Source organism: Lentisphaera araneosa HTCC2155 (assembly GCF_000170755.1).
Taxonomy (GTDB): Bacteria; Verrucomicrobiota; Lentisphaeria; order Lentisphaerales; family Lentisphaeraceae; genus Lentisphaera; species Lentisphaera araneosa.
Genome location: NZ_ABCK01000012.1, coordinates 23150 through 46039 on the forward strand (window position 1 = coordinate 23150; position 22890 = coordinate 46039).

Genomic DNA, 22890 nt, shown 5'->3' on the forward strand with positions numbered 1-22890 from the left:
CTGCTGAGTTCGCAAAAATTTGAATGTCTGTTTTACATTTGACCGACTTTCGTCAGATATATAAATTCTATGACAATAGTAGATAGAGACTTAGCTAGCCTATATTAAATGAGTAGCGAATCTTATAATAATCCATCCGCCAAAAGGAGCTGACCTTTGAAGATTATACATTTTCTAATGACCCTTTTAACCGCCTGTTTAGTGGGCTGTTTTATTGGGGCAGATTATGAGGATAAAGAGATAGCCGTCTACAAGATAAAAGGGCCTAAAGTCTTAGCCTGGATGGATGAAGACTCTAAGAAAGAAGATTTAGGAAACCAAAACCTATCAAGAAAATATGACGATATACTTCGTCGAATTTTAGCGAGGGAATTGAATGCTAATGGTCAAGTAGTGTTTCTTCATCAATTCATCCCAGACCTTCATGAGCAAGCTCGAAAAATTAAAAATTTTTTTCCGGGTATTCGCATAGCGATTGTCCATAAGTCCTTCAATGAATGGCCAAGAAGCTGGCTCACAGTAATCAATAGTAAGCTAGTGACGGAACATCTTGATGAAAGTTGCTGCCCCGATAAATATAAAGAAATGAGGGAAGAGGACTTTGAAATCATCTTAGATGACTTTTTTCTCCGGTGAATATGATTTGCTTCTTTGTTCCGGGAACTACTATAATGAAAATCATCTTTATAAACGCAATGCTTCAAGTATAAATGTTCCTAGTATAGAAAAAATTAATATGCGCGTGAAAATGCTGGAATGGCAAAAACGTAATGGAGTTTGGCGAGCTGAGGCTAGTTATAGTTATAAACCATATACTTTAGAAGCTGCAGATGCCTACGCTATTCAAGTAATAGAGGGACTCTACGGAGAAAAATAAATTATTTTCTTAATACGCGAGAAGCCCTTCGATAGACTTAGGTTTTTTGCTTGCCGGTAACTTAGCTGACTAGCTTTGTCTTTTATTTTTTTGATAAAAATTCAGTTTTTTGTCAGATTTTCTATAATAATGACAATATTGTTAATAAGCTCACGTGATAAGTAAGTTGTCTTTAACTTACTAAATTTAGGAAACTTAATCAAGATTGGATCTAAGAGGATTTATGAATCATTATACCAGACAGACGCTACTGCAAAAAATTAAGGATACACATAGCGAAGATTCATGGAATGAGTTTGTAGAGATTTATCGTCCTTATATCTATCACGTCATAAAAACTTTTGGTGTTAAAACTGATGAAATAGAAGATTTTGTGCAAAATACCTTGATCATTTGCTGGAAAAAACTTCCGGGATTTAACTACGAGCCTGACAAGGGACGCTTCCGTTATTGGTTGAGTCGTATAGCTCAATATTCAGTCAACAATCATATTCGCAAATTTAATCGTCGCGCCGAATTGGATGAGGAAATTATAATTCCTACTTCGCTTTCACCGGAAATTGAAGAAATCTCCGATAAGGAATGGAAGGTCTTTATCTCTAAAATGGCTTGGGATAATATTAAAGATAATTTGAGTGAAATAGCTCGCCTGAGTTTTTCGGCTCTTATGGATGGAGAGTCAATGGATAGTATATCTGAAAGGCTCGCCATCCCCAAAAATACGATCTCGGTTAACAAAAAGAGAATTTCGCCCAAAATGTTTAAAGAGATCCAAAGACTTCAACGCGAGTTAGGTTAAAATTAAAACTAAGCTTTATAGTGTCTTAATGAAATAAGCTGGCTCAATAATTATGGATGACGAGAAACATAGCTGGGAAAACCTCTATGAATTGGCTGATGAAGATGGTCGTGAAAACAGCCTTCTCAATGCACTATGGAGCGTAGAGGAACGCTACCAAGATTCTGATCTTGCCGGGACCGGGGCGATGAAGAAAATTATTCGAGCCGAGGATAAAGTCTCCGGTCGAGTAATTGCCAAGGCCGTGCTTAAGAACTCTCAGGATGAACAAACAGTTGAAAGTTTTCTTCGCGAAGCGCGAATCACTGCCATGTTACAGCACCCAAATATTGTTCCACTCTATGATATTGGCCTAGATGATCAGGGGCAGCCTTATTTCACCATGAAATTGATAAAAGGGCTTAGTTTAAGGGATATTCTTGATAAGCTCATCAAGAACGACCCCAAAACTCTCAAAGACTATCCACTTCCCAAGCGAATAGATATTTTCCTCAAGGTTTGCGATGCAATTGCTTATGCACACTCCCGCGGGATAGCTCATTTAGATCTCAAGCCTGAAAATATCACAGTGAGTACCTTTAGTGACGTTGTGGTTTGTGACTGGGGCTTAGCGGCGATCATTGGTCATAATGAGGATATGGATATATCCCTGACTGAAAGCCTAGATTACTACAGCAAGCGTTATTATACTCTTAGTGGGGAGATCAAAGGAACCCCGGGGTACATGGCGCCCGAGCAGGCTAGAGGAGGGTATGAGGTAAAAGATGAACGCAGCGATATTTTCGCCCTCGGCTCTATACTTTATGAATTACTGAGCCTTGAAAACGCTATCGACGGTGAGGGCGTTAAGGAAATAATTAGCGAAACTCTTACGGGTCATTTTATAAAGCCAAGTAAAAAAAGACCGGACCTCGTCATACCGGAAAGTTTGGAAGCCATTTGCATGAAGGCCTTGCGCTTGTCTCCGCAAGAGCGTTATCAATCGGTAGAAAAAATCATCAGTGAAATAGAGACCTATAGAAATGGTTACCTGACCGAGGCGGAAGAAGCTTCCTTTGGCAAACAATTAGCACTAATATATAAACGCAATAGAGCTATTTGTCTTCTGACGATGATGCTGACTTCGGTGATTTTTATTGGTTCTCTCATATTTATCGAGAGCCTGCGGAATGAAAAAAACCTCACTTCTGAAGCACTGCGACAATCAGAAAAATTATCTAAAGAAGCCAGTTTAAGTTATCTCTTTAAAGGCCGCAATGCATATTATCGCTTTATGCCATCTCAGGCCACAGAGGCCTATGAGGCCGCGCTAGTACTCGATAAAGGTGATGTTAAGCAATATTATTATTTAGCCAAGGCACTTTGTGTTCAACAAAAGTATTCTGAATCTCATAAGGTTGTGCTGAAGGGGCATGATTTAATAAGACATAAACGCAAAGATGCCGAGATGATAATTTTTTACTCTGAGCTAGAAGACTTGCAATCAGTCAAGGTCTTGAGCGTTCAGGAACTTTACCCCATCGTGCAAAATTTTTTTCCTGCTGATAGGTACTTGATCTTTAAATCCCAAATCTTTACCTGGGCCATTCTCAATACAGAAAGAACTGTAGGCAATGAAATTCAGGAGATCGAAGCGGATATAAACTGGCTGCTCAGTAAGCAAAATAAAACGCCAATTAAAGGTAAACTTGAGGGTCAATACAAAGGTTTTAAGTTTGATTTATCAGGTCATCCGCAATTGCAAGATATCCGCTACATTTCTCAATTTACCTTTACAGAATTAAATATCCGCGGCTGTGACGTGAAAGAAATGGCTTTAGTTAAAGCTTTCCCTAAACACCCCGATATGGATGCTTTTCAACGAGTGGAGACTTTACTGCTGGATGAAGAGCAGGCAATACACAAATACGCCTTTGTTAATACCAAACTGCTTCGTAAATAAGTTTAATGCACCTGCGGCAACAAGTTGCTTAAGGTATCGCTTCGCTCAAGGTGGCGCACTTCGTGCTTAAGGTATCGCTTCGCTCAAGGTGGCGCACTTCGTGCTTAAGGTATCGCTTCGCTCAAGGTGGCGCACTTCGTGCTTAAGGTATCGCTTCGCTTAGGTATCGCTTCGCTCAAGGTGGCGCACTTCGTGCTTAAGGTATCGCTTCGCTCAAGGTGGCGCACTTCGTGCTTAAGGTATCGCTTCGCTCAAGGTGGCGCTTCGCTTAGGTATCGCTTCGCTCAAGGTGGCGCACTTCGTGCTTAAGGTATCGCTTCGCTCAAGGTTTTTGAATCATGTAAAAACTAATGGGCTTGTGATAATAGCTGGGAGCGCCGATTTTTAATCGGCTCAAAACGCAGGACTAGGGGCAATACCTGGGAGCGCCCCATTTCAATGCGGTATTAACTAGTGCCTGACCGAAATGAACCTAAGTCTTTTAAGTATAATAATTTATAAGGAAAATAAGTTGTGAGTTTTTCTAGAAAACAGTATTAAAGTACCCTATAAAACTTTTGTTTAAATGTATAGTACTTCATCATAAACTACTATTTATCCAATAGGATACAGATAAAATAAAAGAATCCAAGGTGTCATATAGCATGCGTAATTTTACAAGTACACAAGCAGAATTAGGAGAAAACCCACTTCTCGGAGTCACGCCAATTGAACAAGTGAGACTCGACACATACTGCCGTGATGAAATAACCAAAACTCTTCGTGGTTTACAAGAAATTTATCGAAACAAAGTTTTACTCAAAGAAATCCAAGATGTTTTGTCTGAATTAGTTCCTAAAGGAACATCCTGGAATGATGGACGTAAAGGAATGGATCTCTGGGTTATTTTTGTTTTAGGCACTTTGCGTTTGAGCTGTAATTGGGATTATGACAAGCTCAAAAGTTGCTATGATTATCATCACAAAATTCGGGAGATCTGTGGAGTTGATCTTTTTTGTGATGTCGACATAGTTACAGGACGCCAAACAATACACGATAACGTTAGCCTTTTTACAAAAGAAATTGCCAATAAAATTAGTAAGCTCGTAGTTGCTTTCAGCCATGAATTACTTTTCCCAGAAGAACGAGAATTACATAGTCGTTGCGATTCTTTTGTTTTTGAAACGAATGTTCATTTCCCCACTGATTTGAATCTATTAAAAGATTCTGTACGCAAAGTATTGAGCATCGGAGGCAAATTGGCTTCATCTTTGAAAATCACTGGCTGGCGTGAAGTAAAAAGCCAGCAAAAGAAATTCCATAGCCTTTATAATAAACTGAGCAAGATGCGTCACTCTAACTCGAAGAAAGAAGAGCGAAAGGAAAAACGTCGCTTAGAAATAGAGGAGATAATTAAGGATTACCTTAGTGTGGCTCGAGCTCATTTACTCAAAGCAAGAACTCTCCAGAATTCTTTAGATGAAGAGTGTCCCAAGCTTCAGTTAAACATGGATTACACGGACTTATTCATTAAGCAAATAAGTCGTAGAGTTCTTAATGGAGAGACTATTTCACCCGATGAAAAGGTGTATTCGATTTTTGAACCTCACACAGAATGGATATGCAAAGGAAAAGCTGGGATTCGTCAGGAACTTGGCGTGAAGGTATGTGTAGTTGAAGATCAGTTTGGCTTTATTCTCGACCATAGGATCATGAAGGGCGAGCAGGATAAAGACGTGGCGGTTGAAATGGTTCGTAAAAGTAAGGAGCTGTACCCTGGGCTGACATCGATGAGTTTTGATAAGGGTTTTTATTCAAAGGTAGATAAGGATGGTCAAAATAATCACTCCCGCATTGAAGCATTAGAGGTAAGAGCTCACCTCCCTGTAAAAGGTCGCCGAAATAAAGCTGCTCAAGAGCGTGAACGTAAGGAGGCCTTTGTCGTCGCTCGCAAACAACACCCCGCAGTTGAATCAGCTATTAACGCTCTTGAAAGTCATGGTTTTGACCGATGCCCTGATAAGGGTACTCCTAATTTCGAACGTTATGCCGCTATGGCGATAAGTGCCAGTAATATCCATCATCTTGGTGCTATCATCATGGCCAGAGAAATCAAAGTCCTACGTAGAAAAAGAAAAAGCGCTTAAAGCTCTTCATAATAATAAAAACGCCATTCACGGCGTACTTTCTCCTGCCTTGACTTAGTGAATAAATAGAAAAAAAGCCTTTGTTCTGACGCCTAGGCCTTAAAAAAATGATAATACTATGACTGCACGACACGTATAACCATATTTTGAATTTTTATATTAACTTAAAATCATCAACAAACTCATAAACACTGGGTTTTCGGTCACGCACTAACTACATAAAAAAATATTAATCCACAGATCATGATACTCTCAAAAAAACATCTGTGTTAATCCGTGTTGATCCGTGGTTAAATTCACCTCGATAAAACAGCTTTGCGAAGTCCGCAATAGGGTGCCGATTAACAATCGGCGCTCGTGCGCCTGAGAGCGCACACAATCAGTGAGGTGAAAGTCCTCATCAACAAAGGCTGATTATGTTGTAGTCGAACCTAACTGCGTTGTCGTGAGGCGGGGTGGAGAGCAAGGCAAGGCGAAGCAGCAGTCCGTAGGATGACGAACTCGATTCGGCTTTATAGTACTAGCGAGCCTGCGATCGCGTGGCGAAGCTTGGAACGGAATGAAAATAATAATAAGGAGTAATTCTGAAGATCCTTTATGCTGAATATCAGCGAGTAGAAAAGCAGTAGAGGAAGTCTATAGAGTGGTTGGAGACGGAATGCGGTGAAGGTTGTGTGACGTTAATTAGGGAGATCTGCATGTGCAGTGCAATAAGGCATGCAGGAGTCAGAGCTCTCATAGTAGCGAAGAAGGCGGTGAAAGCTGTTAGAGCGAAGGAGAGTAGGAAGATGAAACTGAGAAGAAAAGAATGAAGGAGTGAAACAATTGTCAGAGATGACTAAACATACATGGGAGCACTTAGGGCGCACCGAAGAAATTCGTGCGTGGGCCTCGACTTCAGTCTGGACAGATCAGATGCTGGGAACTCTTGAAACAAGAGTTGAAGGTAAGAAATGGTATAGCTTAATAGATAAAGTAGCGCGAGAAGTAAACCTTATAGAAGCTTGGGAATCTGTTCGTGCAAACGGCGGGAGTCACGGGGTGGATATGGTGAGCTTGGATCGTTACGAATCAGAGCTAGAGCACAATACAAAGCAATTGATGAAGCAACTGCAGGCAGGGACTTACCTACCACAATGCGTTCGCAGGGTAGAGATCCCAAAAGCAGATGGTAAAACGCGTGCTTTGGGAATACCGACCGTGCGCGATAGAGTTGTTCAGACTGCGCTCAAGAATGTTATTGAACCGATATATGATGTGGATTTTTCTACACAAAGTTTTGGTTTTCGTCCGCAACGTGGATGTAAAGATGCGCTTCGGCGTGTTCATCATCTACTTACGCAGGGACAGCTCTACGTCATTGATGCGGATATTCAAAGTTACTTTGATATGATACCGCACGACAAACTCATGGAACGAGTCAAAGAGAAAATAAGCGATGGCAAGACCCTAGATCTTATAGAAGCTTTCCTCAAAGCAGGAATATTTGATGGGATCAAGGAGTGGGATCCCGAGAAAGGGACTCCGCAAGGAGGCGTAATTAGCCCACTACTTGCCAATATTTACCTCAATGAATTCGACCACAGGATGACAGCGGCTGGCTTTGAAATCGTAAGGTATGCGGATGACTTTCTGGTGGTGTGTAATAATGCGAAATCGGCTAAGAGGGGCTTGCGCAAAATCAAGCGTTGGATGAAGGCTCATGGTCTGAACCTCCATCCCGATAAAACCCGAATTGCCGACATGAATCAGCAGGATGAGTACTTTGAATTTCTAGGTTATCACTTTGAGCGCTCGAAAAGAACGGGCAGGATAAATAGGTGGCCAAGAAAACAGAGTATGGCTAAAATGAAAGACACTGTGCGAAAGCATACGAGGCGTTGTAACTGGCAATCGGTAGAAGAAATCATTAAAGGTCTCAGGCCTAGTCTCAAAGGTTGGTATGAGTACTTCAAACACTCAAATCGTTGGGCTATGCTCGAAGTTGATGCTTTCTTTCGTCGAAGGTTACGAAGTATTATCGCTAAGTACAATCGTAAGAAAGGTTCACATCGCTTTATAGATAACAGGAAATATACCAAGAAATACTTTGCAGAGCTAGGGTTCTTTTCACTGGAAGAGGCTTGGCTATTGGAATCTCAGTCTCTTCGGAGTAAGCATTGACCGGAGAGCCGTATGCGGGAGATCCGCACGTACGGTTCGGAAGGAGGGGAGGCTCCGCAAGGAGCTTTCCCTACCCTTATCTATAGTAGTCCAAGTAATTAAATAGATAAAAATAATGAGGGGGTCTGGGGGAGAAATTTTAGAATTAAAAAAGGAACATATAAATTTAATCATTCTCGATACGAATCGGCGCTCCTGTCTTTTAAAGACTTTCTGGGCATTTCGACCGGGAATGTTTACCAGCGGGACGAATACTCAGAAAGCTTCAGGCACGAATGCTATAGGAATTTCGCATGCTGTTTTTTAAATCTATATATTCCCTAGGAGTAAAAATGTATAATACAAGAACTAAAAATCCATCTGAATATCAAGTTATTATTGCGATCGACTGGGCTGATCAAAAACATGACCTACGAATTCTTAAGGATTGTGAAGAAGAATGTAAAGTTATCAGTAGCGATTTACTTACTCTCAAAAACTTCTTTGATACACTCATACTTGAAACTGTTAATGGTTCCATTGCCATTGTCATCGAGAGCTGTCAATCTGCACTGATGAATTTATTAATATCATTCACAGAGTTTGATATCTATGTGGTTCATCCTACGACTGCTTCAAAGTTTGCTAAAACATTTCATTTGAGTGGTGCTAAAAGTGACCGAGCAGATACTAAATCATTACTTGAACTGTATTTAAAACATCCTGATAAAGTTCAAAAAGTAGACTCATCTTTTTCAAAGGGGAAACTGAAGCGACTTAATATAAAAAGGCGTGATTTAGTAGATGATAGAACTCGTTTAACTAATCAATTAACTGCGTTATTGAAGATTTATTACCCAAACGCCCTCAAAGTCGTGGGCAATCATTTATATGCAGATATGTTTCTAGACTTTTTAGATAAATATCCAAGCCCGCAGGATGTCATTAATGCTCATCAAATCGGCATTACCAAATTCTTTAACAAACGCAGTACCAATCATAGTAAAACAAAAGAGAGAGTTCAAATATTACGCTCCTCCGTAATTGTTGTTAATGATGAAGATGAGTTGGATTACTACATATTTGAGATACAACAATTCTGCCACAGAATCAGGAGTTTAAATAAGGTCATTAAAGCTTATGACGAAAAAATTGAGCAAGCATATCGCAGTAATGAAGACTATGAAATGTTTCAATCTTTCCCAGGAGCAGGCCCTAGTATCGGCCCACGTCTTATGGCTTTCTTTGGGGACGATCGAGATAAATTTAAGTCTGTAAATGAGGTTCTTAAAATCAGTGAAATAGCTCCTGTGACAATTCAGAGTGGAAAAATGAATATTGTCCGAAGACGTTTTTTATGTGATAGGTTCACTCAACTTAGTTTTGTGGAGTTCGCAAATAATTCCATAAGATCGTCAATATGGGCACATGAATTTTATTATCATAAGAAAGCTCTTAACATACCTCATTTCACTATACTTAGAGCTTTGGCATACAAATGGATTCGTATCATGTATCGCTGCTGGAAAACGAGAACTCCATATAATGAAAAGACCTATCTGGAAGTATTGGAGAAAAGACAACCTGCATGGTTTCAGAAATTCGTTAATTAATCTCGTATTCTAGTTGTAAGTGCACTCAGAAAAGCCCAGGTATAGCCTGAAAATGAAATTATCCTTACGTAGTCAACGCTTTAGCGTGCGGATTTGCGAAGTCCGTATGGGAATGCCTTGTTCAAAAGGAAATTATTCTTTTGCCTTTTGTATATCTTTCGCTTTTTTATTTGGAAAATTCTTTTGATTGATGTAAATACTAGCCTCGTTGAGGTCTAGACTTCCAGATTTATCTTTGTCAGCAGATAAGAACATGAGTTTTGAGGCTTCTTGGAAATAAGGAATAGCTTTTTTATATTCTTTTCTTCTATCTAATAGCAAAGCCGCATTAATGTTAGCTTGAGCTAAGCCAAAGTCTGCAGCTTTCATATAATATTTTAATGCATCGTCTTCACTTTTTTCGACACCATGACCTCTCATATAGAGCTGGGCCAAATTGAACATACATTGACGATGATTTTTATCAGCGCCTCGCTGCCACCATTGAGCAGCCAGAGTCGTATTTTTATCAAGACCTAAACGACCATGAAAATAGTTATTACCTAATTCAAGAATAGCTGACTTATAACCAGCTTGAGCGAGTGCCTCGAGTTTTTTTAAACGCTTCTTTTGGATTTTTTCGCGTTCTTCTTTTTTTAAGTCTTCATCAAGTGTAGAGGCCACCGTCTGGGCGCCAGCAATTGGATTCAAATCCAATTTTTTTGGTATTTGGGAATAAATTGTTGGATTACGCTCAAGCACTTGTGCGACTTCCGCATAAGAAATCTGACCATTTCCATCTAGATCAACAAGGGCAAAAAGTTCAGTCGGAGTCATCTTCAATATTTCGGGAGTAGGCTCGACTATTTTGCTTGTACTGTTACTTGTTTTAGATACAGATACTTTATTGGACGTGATTACCATTGCATTAATCGAGGTGAAGCTTAGTGAAAGCATTGTAGTTATTACTAATTTTTTAAATCTATTCATTCGATTCGCCTTATTTTGCTATTAGATTCTTTGAATACATAGGTATAGAATTGCTATATCTGGATAGTTTTTAATTCTCTTTTGATTTTTTCTATGTTCACCCGAGGTTTACACTTTGTAAGCCCGTTGCGAATTTATTGGCCCGATGCCTTTTGTATCTTGGCCTTTCTTATATTTTTCGCTTTTTTACTTGGAAAGATTTCTTGATCGATGTATATACCAGCCTCTTTGAGGTCAACACTTCCGGATTGATCTTTGTCAGCTCTTTTAAAGAAAGTATTCAGGTGTGCATTCTTACCTAAAAACAGGGCGAATTCTGCTTTGCTAAGCAGGCCGTTGCCATCCTTGTCTGCAGGTTTGAACATTTCTTCCGGCGTTTTTCTTGATAAGTTCCACCATTCCATCCTGGTTAAAACTGCTGCAAACTCTTTCTGGTTCAAAGTACCTGATTTATCTCTATCGCTCTTGTTAAATTTTTTGGGGCCATGTTTTGGGCTTTGCTCTAGCACCTGTGCGATCTCCGCATAAGATACCTGACCATTGCCATCTAGGTCAGTTACTTTAAAAAGCTCAGCCGGAGTCATCTTTAACATTTCGTGGGTCGGCTCGACTATTTTACTGGTAGCGGGCAAAGTAAGGCTAGCTGATTGAATAACTTCGTCCTTGACTGAAACCGTTATACCATAATTAGCTTTTATCACTTTTTCGGTGTTTTCAAAACTAAGGAATTTGATTTTACTATTCTCATCTATCGTCAACTTTCGAAGATAATTATCCCGTGAGAGCACCTCAATTTTGTTGCCATCAACTTTTTGTACGACACCAATAATCAAAGAACTCTTCGGGCCTTTAACCGATTTAGCATAGAGCTGAAATGAGTTCAAGCAGAGTAAACTTACTATCATTATTTTGATAAAGCGTTTTTTGAATGTGGTCATCTTTAAGTTCTAGGCCTATTTAGATTGAAATTGTTTTGATTGCACGATGCCGTGGATGAAATCGACCAATTGATAATCCTGTCTTTTTGCTGATGCCATGATTTGTGAAGTCAATTCATCATCAGTAAAAGCATAAGGTCGGCGCAGGCCATACTCGATGAGTGCCTCGATGAAACCCTGAGAAAAATCCTCTTTTCTCTCGCTGATCCTATCTCTCAATTCAAAGAAATCGGCAAAGGCCGGTCCTTTATATAAAGCTCCGGAAGCATCAACTTTCTTGGGTTTAAAGCCCTTGTTTTTTTTCCGAGTTGCTTTATCCATCGTTGCGGTAGTGTATGAACCGCGCCATTTACCTGAGGCATCAAAGTTCTCCATGCCAAAGCCAATAGGATCGATTTTACGATGGCAACTGGCGCATTGCGGTTCTTCTTGGTGAGCGACTAAACGCTGGCGTTTTGTTAATACTTTATCATCCAGGCGTGAAATTTGAGGTACATTGGCAGGAGCTGGAGGTGGCGGGTCATTGAGTATGTGGCGCAAAACCCAGGCGCCGCGCTCAACCGGATTGCTCTCTCTACCGTCACTGCCCATGACGTGAATAGCCGCCATGCCTAAAAGGCCGCCTCGTGGAGAGTTATTTGCTAGCGAAACTTTGCGGTAGTGATCCCCCTTCACACCTTCCAGTCCATAATAAGACGCCATCATAGCGTTGACGACAACATAATCACTTTTTAATAAGTTATGGACTTGGCCCTGCTCTGAGGAGCGCAATAGATAAAGAAATGATTGATACACTTCTTCACGCGAAGCCTCCCTGGTGTTTTCGTCAAATTCGCGGAAGGTCTGCCCATTAAACTGAAATAAATCCAGACGTTCCATGTCCAACCATTGATGCACGAGACCTGCGGCAAAATGATGTGCTTTGGGGTCTTTGATCATGCGTTCAACTTCCTGGCGTAAAACTTTTGGGTTTCGTAATTCTCGCTTATTGGCAAGGCTAATAAGTCTATCATCTGGAGGTGAGCTCCAAAGAAAATAAGACAAGCGCACGGCCAACTCGCGATCACTTAAGCCTCGCGGATTGCCTTCCCGACCAGGTTCATTCAGATAAATAAAACCAGGTGAAGCCAAAATTATACTCAAGGGCTTTCGTATAGCGACATCGAAGTCTTTGTCAATTTTGAGCTGTCGCTTAAAAATTTCTAGAAGTGCATCGACAAACTGTGCGCTGGGTTGGTTTTCACGCAGAGCTTTAATAGCAAAATCTTTAATAATATTTCGAGCCCGCTTAAATTGATCTCCAGTACTTTTTTCATGATGAAGGTCAAGAATTTGATCCAAGGGTGATTTAGCCTGATTTTGCACGATGGGTCCTTCAATCTCTATCCAATCGATCCAAATGGAGGGTTCATGGCCATAACCATTTCTATTCTGCTCTTTGTTCAAAATCTTCCTTAAGTGCCCCCAAGCTGTGGGCTGACGTTCACGAATGACAAAATCACGTCTTGTATCCATCCCCACTCTTATTTGAGTTTCAGTAACATTCGGCTGCCCTGGTCTTCCCGTGATGTGCAGAGACTTTATAGGAAAGCCATCTAATTGACTCTTTATATTTTTCCCTTCCTCAGGATGTCCCAGCTCGATAAAATGACGATAAGACGGTGACTCTGCCGTGACCCCTCCAGCCACACGTAAGGTATAAGTTCCAGGAGGCATCTCTTTTTTGGGGTTTAAATGAATGAGCACATTACCGGTGGTGAGCATCAAATAAGCGCCTTTGTCGTTATGAGGAAGTCTAGCGTAATGTTGACCGTATTTTCCCCCTCCATAATGTTGGGGCTTTTTAGCATCCTTCTTAGCTTTCTGGCTATTCTCACGAGCCTTTTTGATTAATATTTCAGGCTCTACACGATAAACAAAGGGCTTAACATTTCGTGCAGCTCTCTTGAGATAGAACTCATCCAGGGCTTTGCGACCGCTTTTTAAATACTCTTCCAATTTGCTACTGGACAGAAATAATGAGGCTCCGACGGTGTCGAAATCATTGGAGCCACCATCCGCTGGAAGGAATTTTTCATCCAGCTTCACGCCTAATAAAGCATCAAGACTATTCTGGTACTCTCTTTTATTCAGGCGGCTCATGGTGATTTTTCCGCCACTATCCGAAAGAACTTTTCTGGCATCTACCATGGTATTGGAAAGGCTTTCAAGAAAATCAGCCTTTTCCTGACTCTTGGGCTGCTTTTTATCTTCAGGGGGCATTTCCCCGGAATTTATTGCATTGAGCACGCTCTGCCAGAGCTCGGCCTGTTCGATAGTTGTTATATGAAAATCCAGGTCTTCGAGATTAACTTCGCCCTCTTCTTTTTCCGCATCGTGACAATTAAGACAATAATTGGCTAAAAAGTCGAAGTTCTTTTCGGGGAGAACTGCCTTTTCGGAGCTTGTCCCAAGAGAACTCTTGATGCTTTCTTTATCAAGAGACCCCACTTCGCGAAGCGAAGACTCATCTAAGTGGGAAGGTTTACCTTGGGGAGTTTCATGGGAAGTACCCAAATTCGCCACGGTATTATTCTCATTTCTAACAGTATGTTCACCTAAAAAATACCAGCCAAGACCGGCAGCAGCAAGCATTAGAATAAGGAAGATATAGACGGGGGATTTCCCGGAATGACTCTTCTTTTGTTGTCTTTTCGTGGAGGATCTTGTTGAGCGGCTCATACATATTTCCCGTTCTGTAGTGAACTTAAAAGCTTTTTCATGCCTGAAGCTCCTTAATAATGCCCGTACTATCACCATGGTTTTTTAGATTAAGGCCAACGCCCTGCAGCATGGTTAGCCAGACATTATTCAGTGGCGTATCCTTAGGTAAAACCAGGTTATGCCCTAATTTTATATTGGCGGCACCCCCGGAAATAAGTGTAGGACAATTGTCCATGTAGTGAATGGAACGAATATTTGATCCAAAAGCCAAAGCAACATTATCAAATAAGCGCGAGCCATCCGCTTCTTTAGTCGCTTTTAATTGATCGATGAAGCCAGCTAGCAATTCACTGTGAGCCTTATCTCTTTTCTTTGAACCCTCCATTGTTTCGCCGGGTTTATAATGACTCATGTTGTGAGGGTTCGCACCTATCTGCAGGCTTTGCATTAAACTGTGAACCGGTAGACGGTAAGTAATCACCCGGGTACTGTCGGTTTGCAGTGCAGCAACCATGAGCTTGTACATGAGTTCAATTTCCTGAATACCTTTCACACTGTCTGCAGGGGCCGCAAAAGGTGCTTTTGCTTTGGGTACGTCCAGCCAGGCTTCTTCTTTACTTAAACTTGTTTCTATATCGCGTATGGACTGGTAATATTCGTTTAATTTATCCACATCTGTCTTGGTCAAACCCTTTTGAATGCGCTTGGCTTCAATGTGAATGGAATCCAATACACTGCGTCTATCTGCGATCATGCTTTGGCGTTGAGCTAATGGCATATTATCAGCAGAAAAGAGTTTGTGATAAGTCATAAGAGCCGAATTAAAGGCAGGTATGGGCTTGCCTCGTTGATCCCAGGCTAAAGAAGTCCCCGGGCCATGACCACCGCTTTTTGTATCGCGGCTATCCAGTTGAATAGATGTAAAACGAGTGTGTTTACCCACGGCATTTGCCATGACTTGATCGGCGGAAATTGTATTGGAAAAAGATTGTCCCGGGGTGCCGTATTGATTGGCTCCAGTGAGCCAAAATGTACTACCCCAATGAGGTTGGCGACTAAATTTGTGTTTACAGCCTTGTACGATGGTAAAGTCTTTTTTGTGTCGTTTTAAAGGGCTCAGGCCTTCGCTAAGTTTGTAAGCTGCTCCGGAGTCTTTGATATCTGGGAACCAGGTTTCCGCAGTCACACCATAACCCATGCCCATGAAAGCCAGTCTTTTGGGTGGTAATGTCTTTTTGTTGGAGCCGGCAGCAAAAGCCTTAAATCCCGCTGATTCCAGCAAAGGCAAGGCCACAAAAGCCCCTGAGCCTCGTAAAAAGTTTCGTCTGTTCATATTCATGTTTGTTCCAGTTTAATCTTCTATAAAATAATAAAGCTTCGGCCTCTTTTCTAGACACCTAGAAACTAAGGGCCGTTCCATTTTCTGTAAAAATGTAATCGATTCCCAATTGCTTCATTGAACCTAACCAATGGGAAGAGACATGACCGTCGGCAAACCAAAGATTTGCCCTTTCACTATGTCGAGCATGAATTCTCAATGCTGAAGTTCGTCCTCTGTTTTTATACCAGTATTCGAAGTTATTCCATTGTTTTAATACGCCATTGTCAGACTTAGCCGAATCTGAGTACCAAAACAATTCTGACGGTGATTCAACTTCATTAAGTTTGAAACCATTATAGGGACTTGTTATCTCACCTGCCCGTACCACCTTGCCGGGTCTTGGCGCTCCATACGTTACAACCTTCTCGTCTGACCAGCCCCCATCATAAGGCATTGAAGGGCAAGTCATTGCCGCTTCTGTCCACTGAACATATCCTCCGTCTTTTAGAGCATTAGTCCACCAAATCCCACTGGTGTTAGGAAGACTGCCAGCTGCACCACTTATTGGAATTCTTCCATCATTATCATCGGCAAAGATATATGCAGACACACCAAGCTGGCCAATGGTGGATTTACAAACCGCAGATTTACTCTTTTTCCTGGCACTCTTAAGTGAAGGTACCAACAAGGACGCCAAAATACCTATTATCGCAACCACAACTAAAATTTCAATTAAACTAAATTTCTTCATCATCTGTCAATCTCCAGTAATTAGTTCATTATATACTTTGATTGTCGTGAAAATTCAGTAAATGACAGATTTTTGATTTTGATTCATTTTTTTTTATTAAAATGATCCAGTAGCTAATTATTAATCATTTAAACTCACATTTCATGCCGGTTAAAAGTTGCTATGAAAGTGTAGATGTAAAAACACATGCCTTTGGCGAGAGGGGGAGCCCCCTGGTGACAGGTGATCAGGTATGGTGTTCAAGCTTTACCTTGTCGGTTTGCGCAGTTCGCGATTTGAATGGCGATTAAGTATTTTATAAAAAATATAAGTCTCACGGCTTTTTGTTCGATGATTAAAAATTAATGGCATTTCCGTTTTCACCAAAGATGTAATCGACACCGTGCTCCTTCAAAGAACCTATCCAGTGCGGAGAGACATGACCATCGACAAACCAAAGATTTGCCTTCTCAAAGTGCCGAGTATGAATTCTCAATGCTGATGATCTACCTCTATTCTTATATTGATATTCGTAAGTATTCCATTGTTTTAACAGGCCATTATTTTTTTTAGCTGAATCGGCATACCAAAAAAACTCTGATGGTGATTCCACTTGAGTGATTTTAAAGCCAAAATACGGACTCTCAATCTCTCCTTGACGAGGATTTCTCCAGTGCTTATCTGGCTCTCTTGTTGCGCCATAAGTCACATAATTTTCATTAGACCAATCTCCCTCAAAAGGCAGAGACGGGCAAGTCATAGCTTCTTCTGTCCAGTTTAGGTACCCGCCTTCTTTTAGAGACGCCGTCCACCAAGACGAGTTGGTATAAGGTAGACTGCCGATTGCGCCAGCGGCAGGGACCTTACGATCATTATCCATGGCAAAGGCAAATGCGCTTGTGCCGAGCTGATGTAAATTGGACTGGCATATAGCCGCCTTGCCCTTCTTCCTTGCATTAGCCAAACTTGGAATTAATAAAGACGTCAAAATAGCAATGATGGCGAGGACAACTAAAATTTCGACCAAACTAAATTTTTTCATTTCATAGATCCATTAATTATAGTAATAAACTTTAATTGTCGTGAGATTTTCATGTCATGACACTTCCTTATTTTAAATGATATAATTTCCCATTATAAGGGGCATGATGTTGCTCCAATCGAGCTTTTTCTGCTCCTATGGCAATACTTGAGGGGCCGCATTTCAATGCTGTATTAACTCCATGTTAAATAATATTCATCCACGGATTAACACAGATCAACTTACTTGAATCTTGGATTGATTTTAACTAAGAACAGGCTGTTCCTTTCTGTGTCACTTGGGGATGTTTAGTAGTAAAATAAAAGCATCTAATTTTAGAAAAAAATCGAACCACCAAAGAACACAGAAAAGCACTAAAAATGATCTTATTTATACAACTAATATCTGTGTTGATCTGTGTTAATCTGTGTTGATCCGTGGTTAATTTACTTCGATAAAAACATCTTTGCGGGTCCCGCAAATACGCCCACTAAAGTTTAAGGTGATAGGAATCAGCTAGCAGATGACAGGGAAATAGAATCGCCCGTGAGGCCATAACTTGAGATAAAATAATATCCGCCCGTATGGCAATACCTAGGAGCGACAGATTCCAATGCGGTTTGGACTGTAGGTAACTGTAAAAATCCATTAAATTTATCATCCACAGATTTCTCAGATTAGCACAGAATAGATTTTTTTTGATCTTGAGCTAAAAAATAAGTTTCAATCAAGCTAATAATTTCCGTTCATTTATTTACTTTTAACTCTGTGTCAATCGGTGTAATCTGTGGATGAATTTGGTCAGTAAAACAGATAAAATACTTCTGTGTTTTTTTACCTTGTCAAGTCCTGAAAAATAGTTGTCACTTTTGTTTATGTTAATTGACTAATATTTATGCACATTGTGTTTCATGAACAACACTTGGAAATGAATATTCCAAAGCTGTATGAGGGCGACAATTATTGTATAAGTAAATAGCCTGCTTAATTGCTTTTTTAGCATCTTTAAAGTTCTTAAATGTTTCGCGTAAATGATATTCATACTTCAGTATTCCGTTGACTCTTTCAGCTTTTGAATTTTCATAGCAATGGTTTTCTTCAGTCATACTGACAGGAAGATTTCTATTCGTCAAGATTTCAATGTAATCGTGACAGCAGTACTGAGAGCCTCTGTCAGAGTGGTGGATGGGACGAGAACCTTTAGGCAGGTCTTTTAAAGCCATTTTCAAAGCCTTGATACATCCTACAGCCTCTAAGTTCTCTCCAACATTATACGCAATTATTTTTCTAGAATATGCATCCGTAATCAAGGCTAAATAAACAAAACTCTTAGCTACTCTGATATACGTAATATCACATACCCAAACCTGATTAGGGGAAGTTAAATTTATATTTTTGATGAGGTTTTTATAAATTTTAAAACGATGTCTAGAATCGGTTGTGCGACAGTACTTCCTCTTCCTTTTGATTAATAGTCGTTCTTCACGAGCTATATCGAACAAGCGATCTCGTCCTACTTTTATAGAATTCTCTTTGAAGTCATCTGCTAATAGGCACTTTAACTTTCGAATTCCAAGTTCTGATTGGATGCAGCGTTGTTCTTTGATCAGTTCGACTATAAGCTTTTGATCAACTTCTTTTTTAGTACTAATAGATCTATGTTTATAGAAGTTTTGTCGACTCATTTTCAAATACTCACAGAGTTGCTTAACAGTGAATGATTTGTTCACTGCTCTGACTCTCCAGACAGCTTCGCATCGACTTTTTTTTTGAATGCGACTTTATCTGAAACACCGAACTTATCACACGCTATATCAAAGTAAGCTTTATTCATAACATCACTTATAGCTAGTTCAGTTACTGTTTTCTCTAACTCAGCAATATGCTTTTTAAGAGCTTTAATCTCATCAATATCATTTTCTGATTCCACTTTAATCACCTTTGGTAATAAGTCTGTTCTACCATACTTTTTGACCCAGGCTCTTACTGTACAAGAGCCTGATATCCCATACGCTTGGCTCGCTTCTCCACAGCTTATAAATTTACCTTTGGAGATCTCGTTTACCACTTTTTGTTTAAACGATTCACTATATCTTATTGTATCTTTCATAGGTACTTCCTATTTTAGGTGACAACCTATATCAGGACAAGACACTGAAACCTGAAACCTGAAACCTGAAACCTGAAACCTGAAACCTGAAACCTGAAACCTGAAACCTGAAACCTGAAACCTGAAACCTGAAACCTGTCACCTAAGCGTAGCGCCACCTAAGCACGCAGTGCGCCTCCTTAAACAAAGCGAAAATTCTTCCCAAAAAATCACTGACTTGTCATTTGCCGATATCTGATGACAATTATGGATAAGATCAAAAAATTATAGGATTTATAAGTCATGGGAAAGTTTCAATTATTTATTGCTGTTTTGAGTTTATACTCGCTTTGTTTTGCCGAAAATGTCAATGTCTATTTCTCTACAGGTGGACGTGGAGCCCTGGGCATCTACAAATCAAAATTCAATACTCAATCAGGTAAGCTGGGTCATCCATCCTTAGCGGCAGAATTAAAGAATGTCAATTTTTTAGCCTTGCATCCGGATAAAGACAAGCTCTATGCTGTGGGCGAGCTCCCGGAAGGGCACGCAGTTGTCGCTTATAACATTGACAAAAAGGGTGGGCTCAAAAAGTTCTCCAGCTCTTTAATTAAGTGCAACAAAGGCTCCCATATCAGTGTTCATCCTTCAGGGAAGTTCTTATTGACAGCGCAGTACTTAGGACCATCAGTTGCTTACTTTCCCCTCAATGACAAGGGTGAATTAGGCGAGAGAGTGAGAATTGAGCACGAAGGTGCTTCTAAAGTAAATATAAAGCGTCAGAAGGATCCGCATCCCCATTGGACGGGTTTCTCACCCGATGGGAAATACGCCTTCGTTCCCGATTTAGGTACCGATAATATTCATATCTACAAAGTTAAAAACGACCTTTCCGGCATCACTAAACACGGCCTGGCTAAATCAATCCCCGGTGGTGGGCCGCGTCACATGCGTTTTTCCGTTGATGGCAAGTTTATTTACCTGGTCAATGAACTCGACCTATCGGTATCTACCTTTGCCTACAATAGCAAAAAGGGTGAGGCTAAGCTAATCAAAGTGACACCTGCTTTGCCCAAGGAAATTAAAGATAAAGAAGTCTTCAACTCTTCTGCCGAAATTATCGTACACCCCAATGGTGAGTTTATCTGGACATCAAATCGTGGTAATGATAGCGTTTCTACCTTTAAAGTTGACAAATCGAGCGGCAAGTTAAACTTTGTGGAATCGGAAGCCGTTCGCGGTTGCTGGCCTCGCAATATCAACATCGACCCCACATCCAAGTGGCTCCTGGCTGCAGGGCAGTTTTCCAGTACGGTTTCAGTCTTTAAGATCAATCAGGATACTGGTGAATTAACTTTTATCACGAAGAATATCATTAGTGTCCCGGGACCTACGTGTATTCTTTTTGCTAAATAGAATAAATCTTCGGTGTTCTAGCTGATTTACCCGCTCGCCGAAGGCATATGATTTTACGCCGATTTTTAATCGGCATTTGTGGAAGAGATTAAATGACTCATCCACAGATCACCCAGATTTGCACAGAGATTTTATGTGTATACAATTTAGTATTTTAGGGGGATTTCTGTCTTTTACTAAAACCTTGAGCGAAGCGAAAACTATCTGTGTTAATCGGTGGTTGAATTTAACTCTATAAAATACCTTTGTGGAGTCAGCAATTATACTACCGCATTGCAATGCGGGGCTCCCAGCTTTTGCGGAGCCCGCAATAGGGTGCCGATTTCAAATCGGCGCTCCCAGATACAAAAATAAAAAAAGATTTTTTTTTTAATCTTTTGTCATTTTCTTTGTTTTCACCATAATCATGGTTTAATTGAAATGATGAGGCCTTAGATATGCGTAAGAAATTTACTTTAATTGAGCTTTTAGTTGTTGTCGCCATAATTGGAATTTTGGCTTCTTTACTTGCGCCATCACTCAAAACAGCCCGAGGCAAGAGCCGGGCAGCCGTTTGTAAATCTAATTTAAAACAACTCGGCATGCTTGCTGGTATGTATGCTGAAGATAATGAGGGGGTGTATATCATTCAATTAAATGGTCTTTGGTATGTTCACCCTCTAAAGGCTTTTGGCTATGTTTCAAACATTACTGAAGAATCTTTTACCTGCCCATCTCTGCCTTTAGCTAATTGGAATATGACTCATAATATTTTAAATGTCTATGGCATAGCGCAGGATAAGGCTCCACTTCGCTCAGGGTATTACGAAGTAAATAATGGTGGTCCTAAGAATAAGTGGATAAATTCAAATGAAGTTGAAGTGAGTTCAGAACACTTTTTCTACGTGGATTCTGCAAGAATTCAAGGAGGAGAACTACGTCAAAGTTATAACTTTGAATGGAATAGATCAATTAATCAAGGTTCTGATGCAAGAATTCATACCCGTCACGATGAGGCGGGCAATGTTTGGTTTCTCGATGGTCATGTGGCTCCTCATAGAATTGGTTCCTTGAGTCAAATGCGCTTTCGAAGCGGCTGGATGGAAGCCGGTACACTAATAGACTACTAAAACAATTGATAATTGCGGATCGTTCCGGGGAGCGCCGATTTTGAATCGGCATCTTACTTCAGACTCAATAATTTTAAATTCTCAATTTTTAATTTTTAATTATTCTCAACATCTGCAGCGAATAGCATTAGTTCCACAGTTGGATTCCGCATTGGAATGCGGGGCTCCCAGGTATTGCCATAAGGGCGGATAAATATTAATTCCGCATTGGAATGCGGTACTCCCGGCGGTAGGGGCGAAAAAAAAGATTTTTTTTTAAATCTCTTGTCATTTCCTTGATTCTCACCACAACTATGGGTTAATTGTAAATGATGAGGCCTTAGATATGCGTAAAAAATTTAGTTTAATTGAGCTTTTAGTTGTGGTGGCGATAATTGGAATTTTAGCTTCCTTGTTGGCACCCACCCTCAAGAGTGCCAGGGGAAAGAGTAAAGCTGCGGTTTGTAAATCAACCATTGGCCAGCTTGGTGTGTCGGCATATATGTTTGCCGATGATAATGATGGCAACATTCCATTAAGTACTTCAGTTATTGGCGGCTTTCCTAATACCAATGGACGTTGGTGGACTCATGCGCTAGATGGAGGGGGGTATGTAAAGTGGACAGAAGCGGCAATGTCTTGTCCATCACTGCCCTATGAGGGCGACTGGTCAGACGAGGACTATGTGACGTATGGCGCATCAAGACACGGGGGGCGCACAGGTGAAATCACAAGCCCTTATGGTGGTTTCAAACTTACTGAAGTTGAATCACCATCAGAATTTTTTTGGTTTGCGGATTCCGCTAAGACTGATAATTCTGGAACACTACATCAGTGGAATAACTTCTTATATCACAGTGGAGCGGATCAGAGAATTCATACCCGCCATGATGAGGCGGCAAATTTATGGTTTGCCGATGGTCATGTTAGCTCTAATAAAATAGGGGCTTTAATGAACTTGGGGATCGGATACATAAGAACTGAAAATGGAACGGCACTTAATTTTTAGTCGGGGCCCCGCATTCCAATAAGCAGATCAATTGAAATTGATAATTAAAAATTGATAATGGATAATTGCGGGTCATGCCGGGAGCGCCGATTGTTAATCGGCATCTG

Annotated in this window: 18 protein-coding genes; 10 read left to right on the forward strand and 8 right to left on the reverse strand. The window is 40.5% G+C overall.

Annotated features, from left to right (window positions below):
- The first annotated feature begins 177 nt into the window (after positions 1 to 177).
- The 7 genes from LNTAR_RS12980 (at position 178) to LNTAR_RS13015 (ending at position 9499) form a co-directional block, all read left to right on the forward strand.
- Entirely contained in the window at positions 178 to 636 is a 459-nt protein-coding gene (locus LNTAR_RS12980; RefSeq protein WP_007279167.1) for a P-loop NTPase family protein, read from the forward strand.
- Positions 617 to 877 carry a hypothetical protein gene (locus tag LNTAR_RS12985; RefSeq protein WP_007279168.1) on the forward strand — a complete coding sequence of 87 codons (261 nt, stop codon included), beginning with the start codon at positions 617 to 619 and terminating at the stop codon, positions 875 to 877. Before LNTAR_RS12980 ends, LNTAR_RS12985 begins: the two co-directional genes overlap by 20 nt.
- A 223-nt stretch (positions 878 to 1100) precedes the next feature.
- Positions 1101 to 1676, forward strand: a complete 576-nt coding sequence (locus tag LNTAR_RS12990) for an RNA polymerase sigma factor (RefSeq protein ID WP_007279169.1) — start codon at positions 1101 to 1103, stop codon at positions 1674 to 1676.
- Between the two features lie 52 nt (positions 1677 to 1728).
- Positions 1729 to 3618, forward strand: a complete 1890-nt coding sequence (locus LNTAR_RS25765; protein WP_007279170.1) for a serine/threonine-protein kinase — start codon at positions 1729 to 1731, stop codon at positions 3616 to 3618.
- 644 nt (positions 3619 to 4262) lie between these two features.
- A complete protein-coding gene (locus LNTAR_RS13000; protein WP_007279171.1) occupies positions 4263 to 5744 on the forward strand; it encodes an ISNCY-like element ISLar7 family transposase in 1482 nt (493 codons plus the stop codon).
- Between the two features lie 834 nt (positions 5745 to 6578).
- Positions 6579 to 7907, forward strand: coding sequence for a group II intron reverse transcriptase/maturase (gene ltrA, locus LNTAR_RS13005; protein ID WP_007277796.1), 1329 nt, complete (start codon positions 6579 to 6581; stop codon positions 7905 to 7907).
- Positions 7908 to 8239: 332 nt separating this feature from the next.
- Positions 8240 to 9499 (forward strand): IS110 family transposase, encoded by a 1260-nt coding sequence (locus LNTAR_RS13015; protein ID WP_083799925.1) that lies wholly within the window; start codon positions 8240 to 8242, stop codon positions 9497 to 9499.
- Between the two features lie 132 nt (positions 9500 to 9631).
- Here the strand turns inward: LNTAR_RS13015 and LNTAR_RS13020 are convergent, their stop codons facing one another.
- From LNTAR_RS13020 to LNTAR_RS13055, 8 genes are all read right to left on the reverse strand, one after another.
- The gene (locus LNTAR_RS13020) at positions 9632 to 10468 is read right to left on the reverse strand and encodes an SEL1-like repeat protein (protein WP_007279172.1); all 837 of its coding nucleotides are present in this window, start codon (positions 10466 to 10468) and stop codon (positions 9632 to 9634) included.
- A 134-nt stretch (positions 10469 to 10602) separates the two neighbouring features.
- The gene (locus LNTAR_RS13025; RefSeq protein WP_007279173.1) at positions 10603 to 11406 is read right to left on the reverse strand and encodes an EF-hand domain-containing protein; all 804 of its coding nucleotides are present in this window, start codon (positions 11404 to 11406) and stop codon (positions 10603 to 10605) included.
- A 15-nt stretch (positions 11407 to 11421) separates the two neighbouring features.
- Positions 11422 to 14127 carry a DUF1592 domain-containing protein gene (locus LNTAR_RS13030; protein WP_238527763.1) on the reverse strand — a complete coding sequence of 902 codons (2706 nt, stop codon included), beginning with the start codon at positions 14125 to 14127 and terminating at the stop codon, positions 11422 to 11424.
- Between the two features lie 37 nt (positions 14128 to 14164).
- Positions 14165 to 15448, reverse strand: a complete 1284-nt coding sequence (locus LNTAR_RS13035) for a DUF1552 domain-containing protein (RefSeq protein ID WP_007279175.1) — start codon at positions 15446 to 15448, stop codon at positions 14165 to 14167.
- Between the two features lie 58 nt (positions 15449 to 15506).
- Entirely contained in the window at positions 15507 to 16184 is a 678-nt protein-coding gene (locus LNTAR_RS13040) for a prepilin-type N-terminal cleavage/methylation domain-containing protein (protein WP_007279176.1), read from the reverse strand.
- A 331-nt stretch (positions 16185 to 16515) separates the two neighbouring features.
- Positions 16516 to 17202 (reverse strand): type II secretion system protein, encoded by a 687-nt coding sequence (locus LNTAR_RS13045; RefSeq protein WP_007279177.1) that lies wholly within the window; start codon positions 17200 to 17202, stop codon positions 16516 to 16518.
- An 872-nt stretch (positions 17203 to 18074) separates the two neighbouring features.
- The gene (locus LNTAR_RS13050) at positions 18075 to 18911 is read right to left on the reverse strand and encodes an IS3 family transposase (protein ID WP_007279178.1); all 837 of its coding nucleotides are present in this window, start codon (positions 18909 to 18911) and stop codon (positions 18075 to 18077) included.
- Entirely contained in the window at positions 18908 to 19291 is a 384-nt protein-coding gene (locus LNTAR_RS13055; protein WP_007279179.1) for a transposase, read from the reverse strand. Before LNTAR_RS13055 ends, LNTAR_RS13050 begins: the two co-directional genes overlap by 4 nt.
- A 282-nt stretch (positions 19292 to 19573) precedes the next feature.
- Here LNTAR_RS13055 and LNTAR_RS13060 point away from each other — a divergent pair, with 282 nt between their 5' ends.
- From LNTAR_RS13060 to LNTAR_RS13075, 3 genes are all read left to right on the forward strand, one after another.
- Positions 19574 to 20686: a lactonase family protein gene (locus LNTAR_RS13060; protein WP_007279180.1), complete on the forward strand. Its 1113-nt coding sequence runs from the start codon at positions 19574 to 19576 to the stop codon at positions 20684 to 20686.
- A gap of 437 nt (positions 20687 to 21123) precedes the next feature.
- Positions 21124 to 21795 (forward strand): prepilin-type N-terminal cleavage/methylation domain-containing protein, encoded by a 672-nt coding sequence (locus LNTAR_RS25770; RefSeq protein ID WP_052607323.1) that lies wholly within the window; start codon positions 21124 to 21126, stop codon positions 21793 to 21795.
- 325 nt (positions 21796 to 22120) lie between these two features.
- The gene (locus LNTAR_RS13075; protein WP_007279183.1) at positions 22121 to 22783 is read left to right on the forward strand and encodes a type II secretion system protein; all 663 of its coding nucleotides are present in this window, start codon (positions 22121 to 22123) and stop codon (positions 22781 to 22783) included.
- Positions 22784 to 22890: the final 107 nt, after the last annotated feature.

Bases quoted from the DNA above. Each gene is read 5' to 3' on its own strand.
- LNTAR_RS13000 (WP_007279171.1), top strand. From the start codon at position 4,263: ATGCGTAATTTTACAAGTACACAAGCAGAATTAGGAGAAAACCCACTT.
- LNTAR_RS12985 (WP_007279168.1), top strand. From the start codon at position 617: ATGACTTTTTTCTCCGGTGAATATGATTTGCTTCTTTGTTCCGGGAAC.
- LNTAR_RS13060 (WP_007279180.1), top strand. From the start codon at position 19,574: ATGGGAAAGTTTCAATTATTTATTGCTGTTTTGAGTTTATACTCGCTT.
- LNTAR_RS13075 (WP_007279183.1), top strand. From the start codon at position 22,121: ATGCGTAAAAAATTTAGTTTAATTGAGCTTTTAGTTGTGGTGGCGATA.
- LNTAR_RS12980 (WP_007279167.1), top strand. From the start codon at position 178: ATGACCCTTTTAACCGCCTGTTTAGTGGGCTGTTTTATTGGGGCAGAT.
- LNTAR_RS25765 (WP_007279170.1), top strand. From the start codon at position 1,729: ATGGATGACGAGAAACATAGCTGGGAAAACCTCTATGAATTGGCTGAT.
- LNTAR_RS25770 (WP_052607323.1), top strand. From the start codon at position 21,124: ATGCGTAAGAAATTTACTTTAATTGAGCTTTTAGTTGTTGTCGCCATA.
- LNTAR_RS12990 (WP_007279169.1), top strand. From the start codon at position 1,101: ATGAATCATTATACCAGACAGACGCTACTGCAAAAAATTAAGGATACA.
- LNTAR_RS13045 (WP_007279177.1), bottom strand. From the start codon at position 17,202: ATGAAAAAATTTAGTTTGGTCGAAATTTTAGTTGTCCTCGCCATCATT.
- LNTAR_RS13020 (WP_007279172.1), bottom strand. From the start codon at position 10,468: ATGAATAGATTTAAAAAATTAGTAATAACTACAATGCTTTCACTAAGC.
- LNTAR_RS13015 (WP_083799925.1), top strand. From the start codon at position 8,240: ATGTATAATACAAGAACTAAAAATCCATCTGAATATCAAGTTATTATT.
- ltrA (WP_007277796.1), top strand. From the start codon at position 6,579: ATGACTAAACATACATGGGAGCACTTAGGGCGCACCGAAGAAATTCGT.
- LNTAR_RS13040 (WP_007279176.1), bottom strand. From the start codon at position 16,184: ATGATGAAGAAATTTAGTTTAATTGAAATTTTAGTTGTGGTTGCGATA.
- LNTAR_RS13035 (WP_007279175.1), bottom strand. From the start codon at position 15,448: ATGAATATGAACAGACGAAACTTTTTACGAGGCTCAGGGGCTTTTGTG.
- LNTAR_RS13025 (WP_007279173.1), bottom strand. From the start codon at position 11,406: ATGACCACATTCAAAAAACGCTTTATCAAAATAATGATAGTAAGTTTA.
- LNTAR_RS13055 (WP_007279179.1), bottom strand. From the start codon at position 19,291: ATGAAAGATACAATAAGATATAGTGAATCGTTTAAACAAAAAGTGGTA.
- LNTAR_RS13030 (WP_238527763.1), bottom strand. From the start codon at position 14,127: ATGAGCCGCTCAACAAGATCCTCCACGAAAAGACAACAAAAGAAGAGT.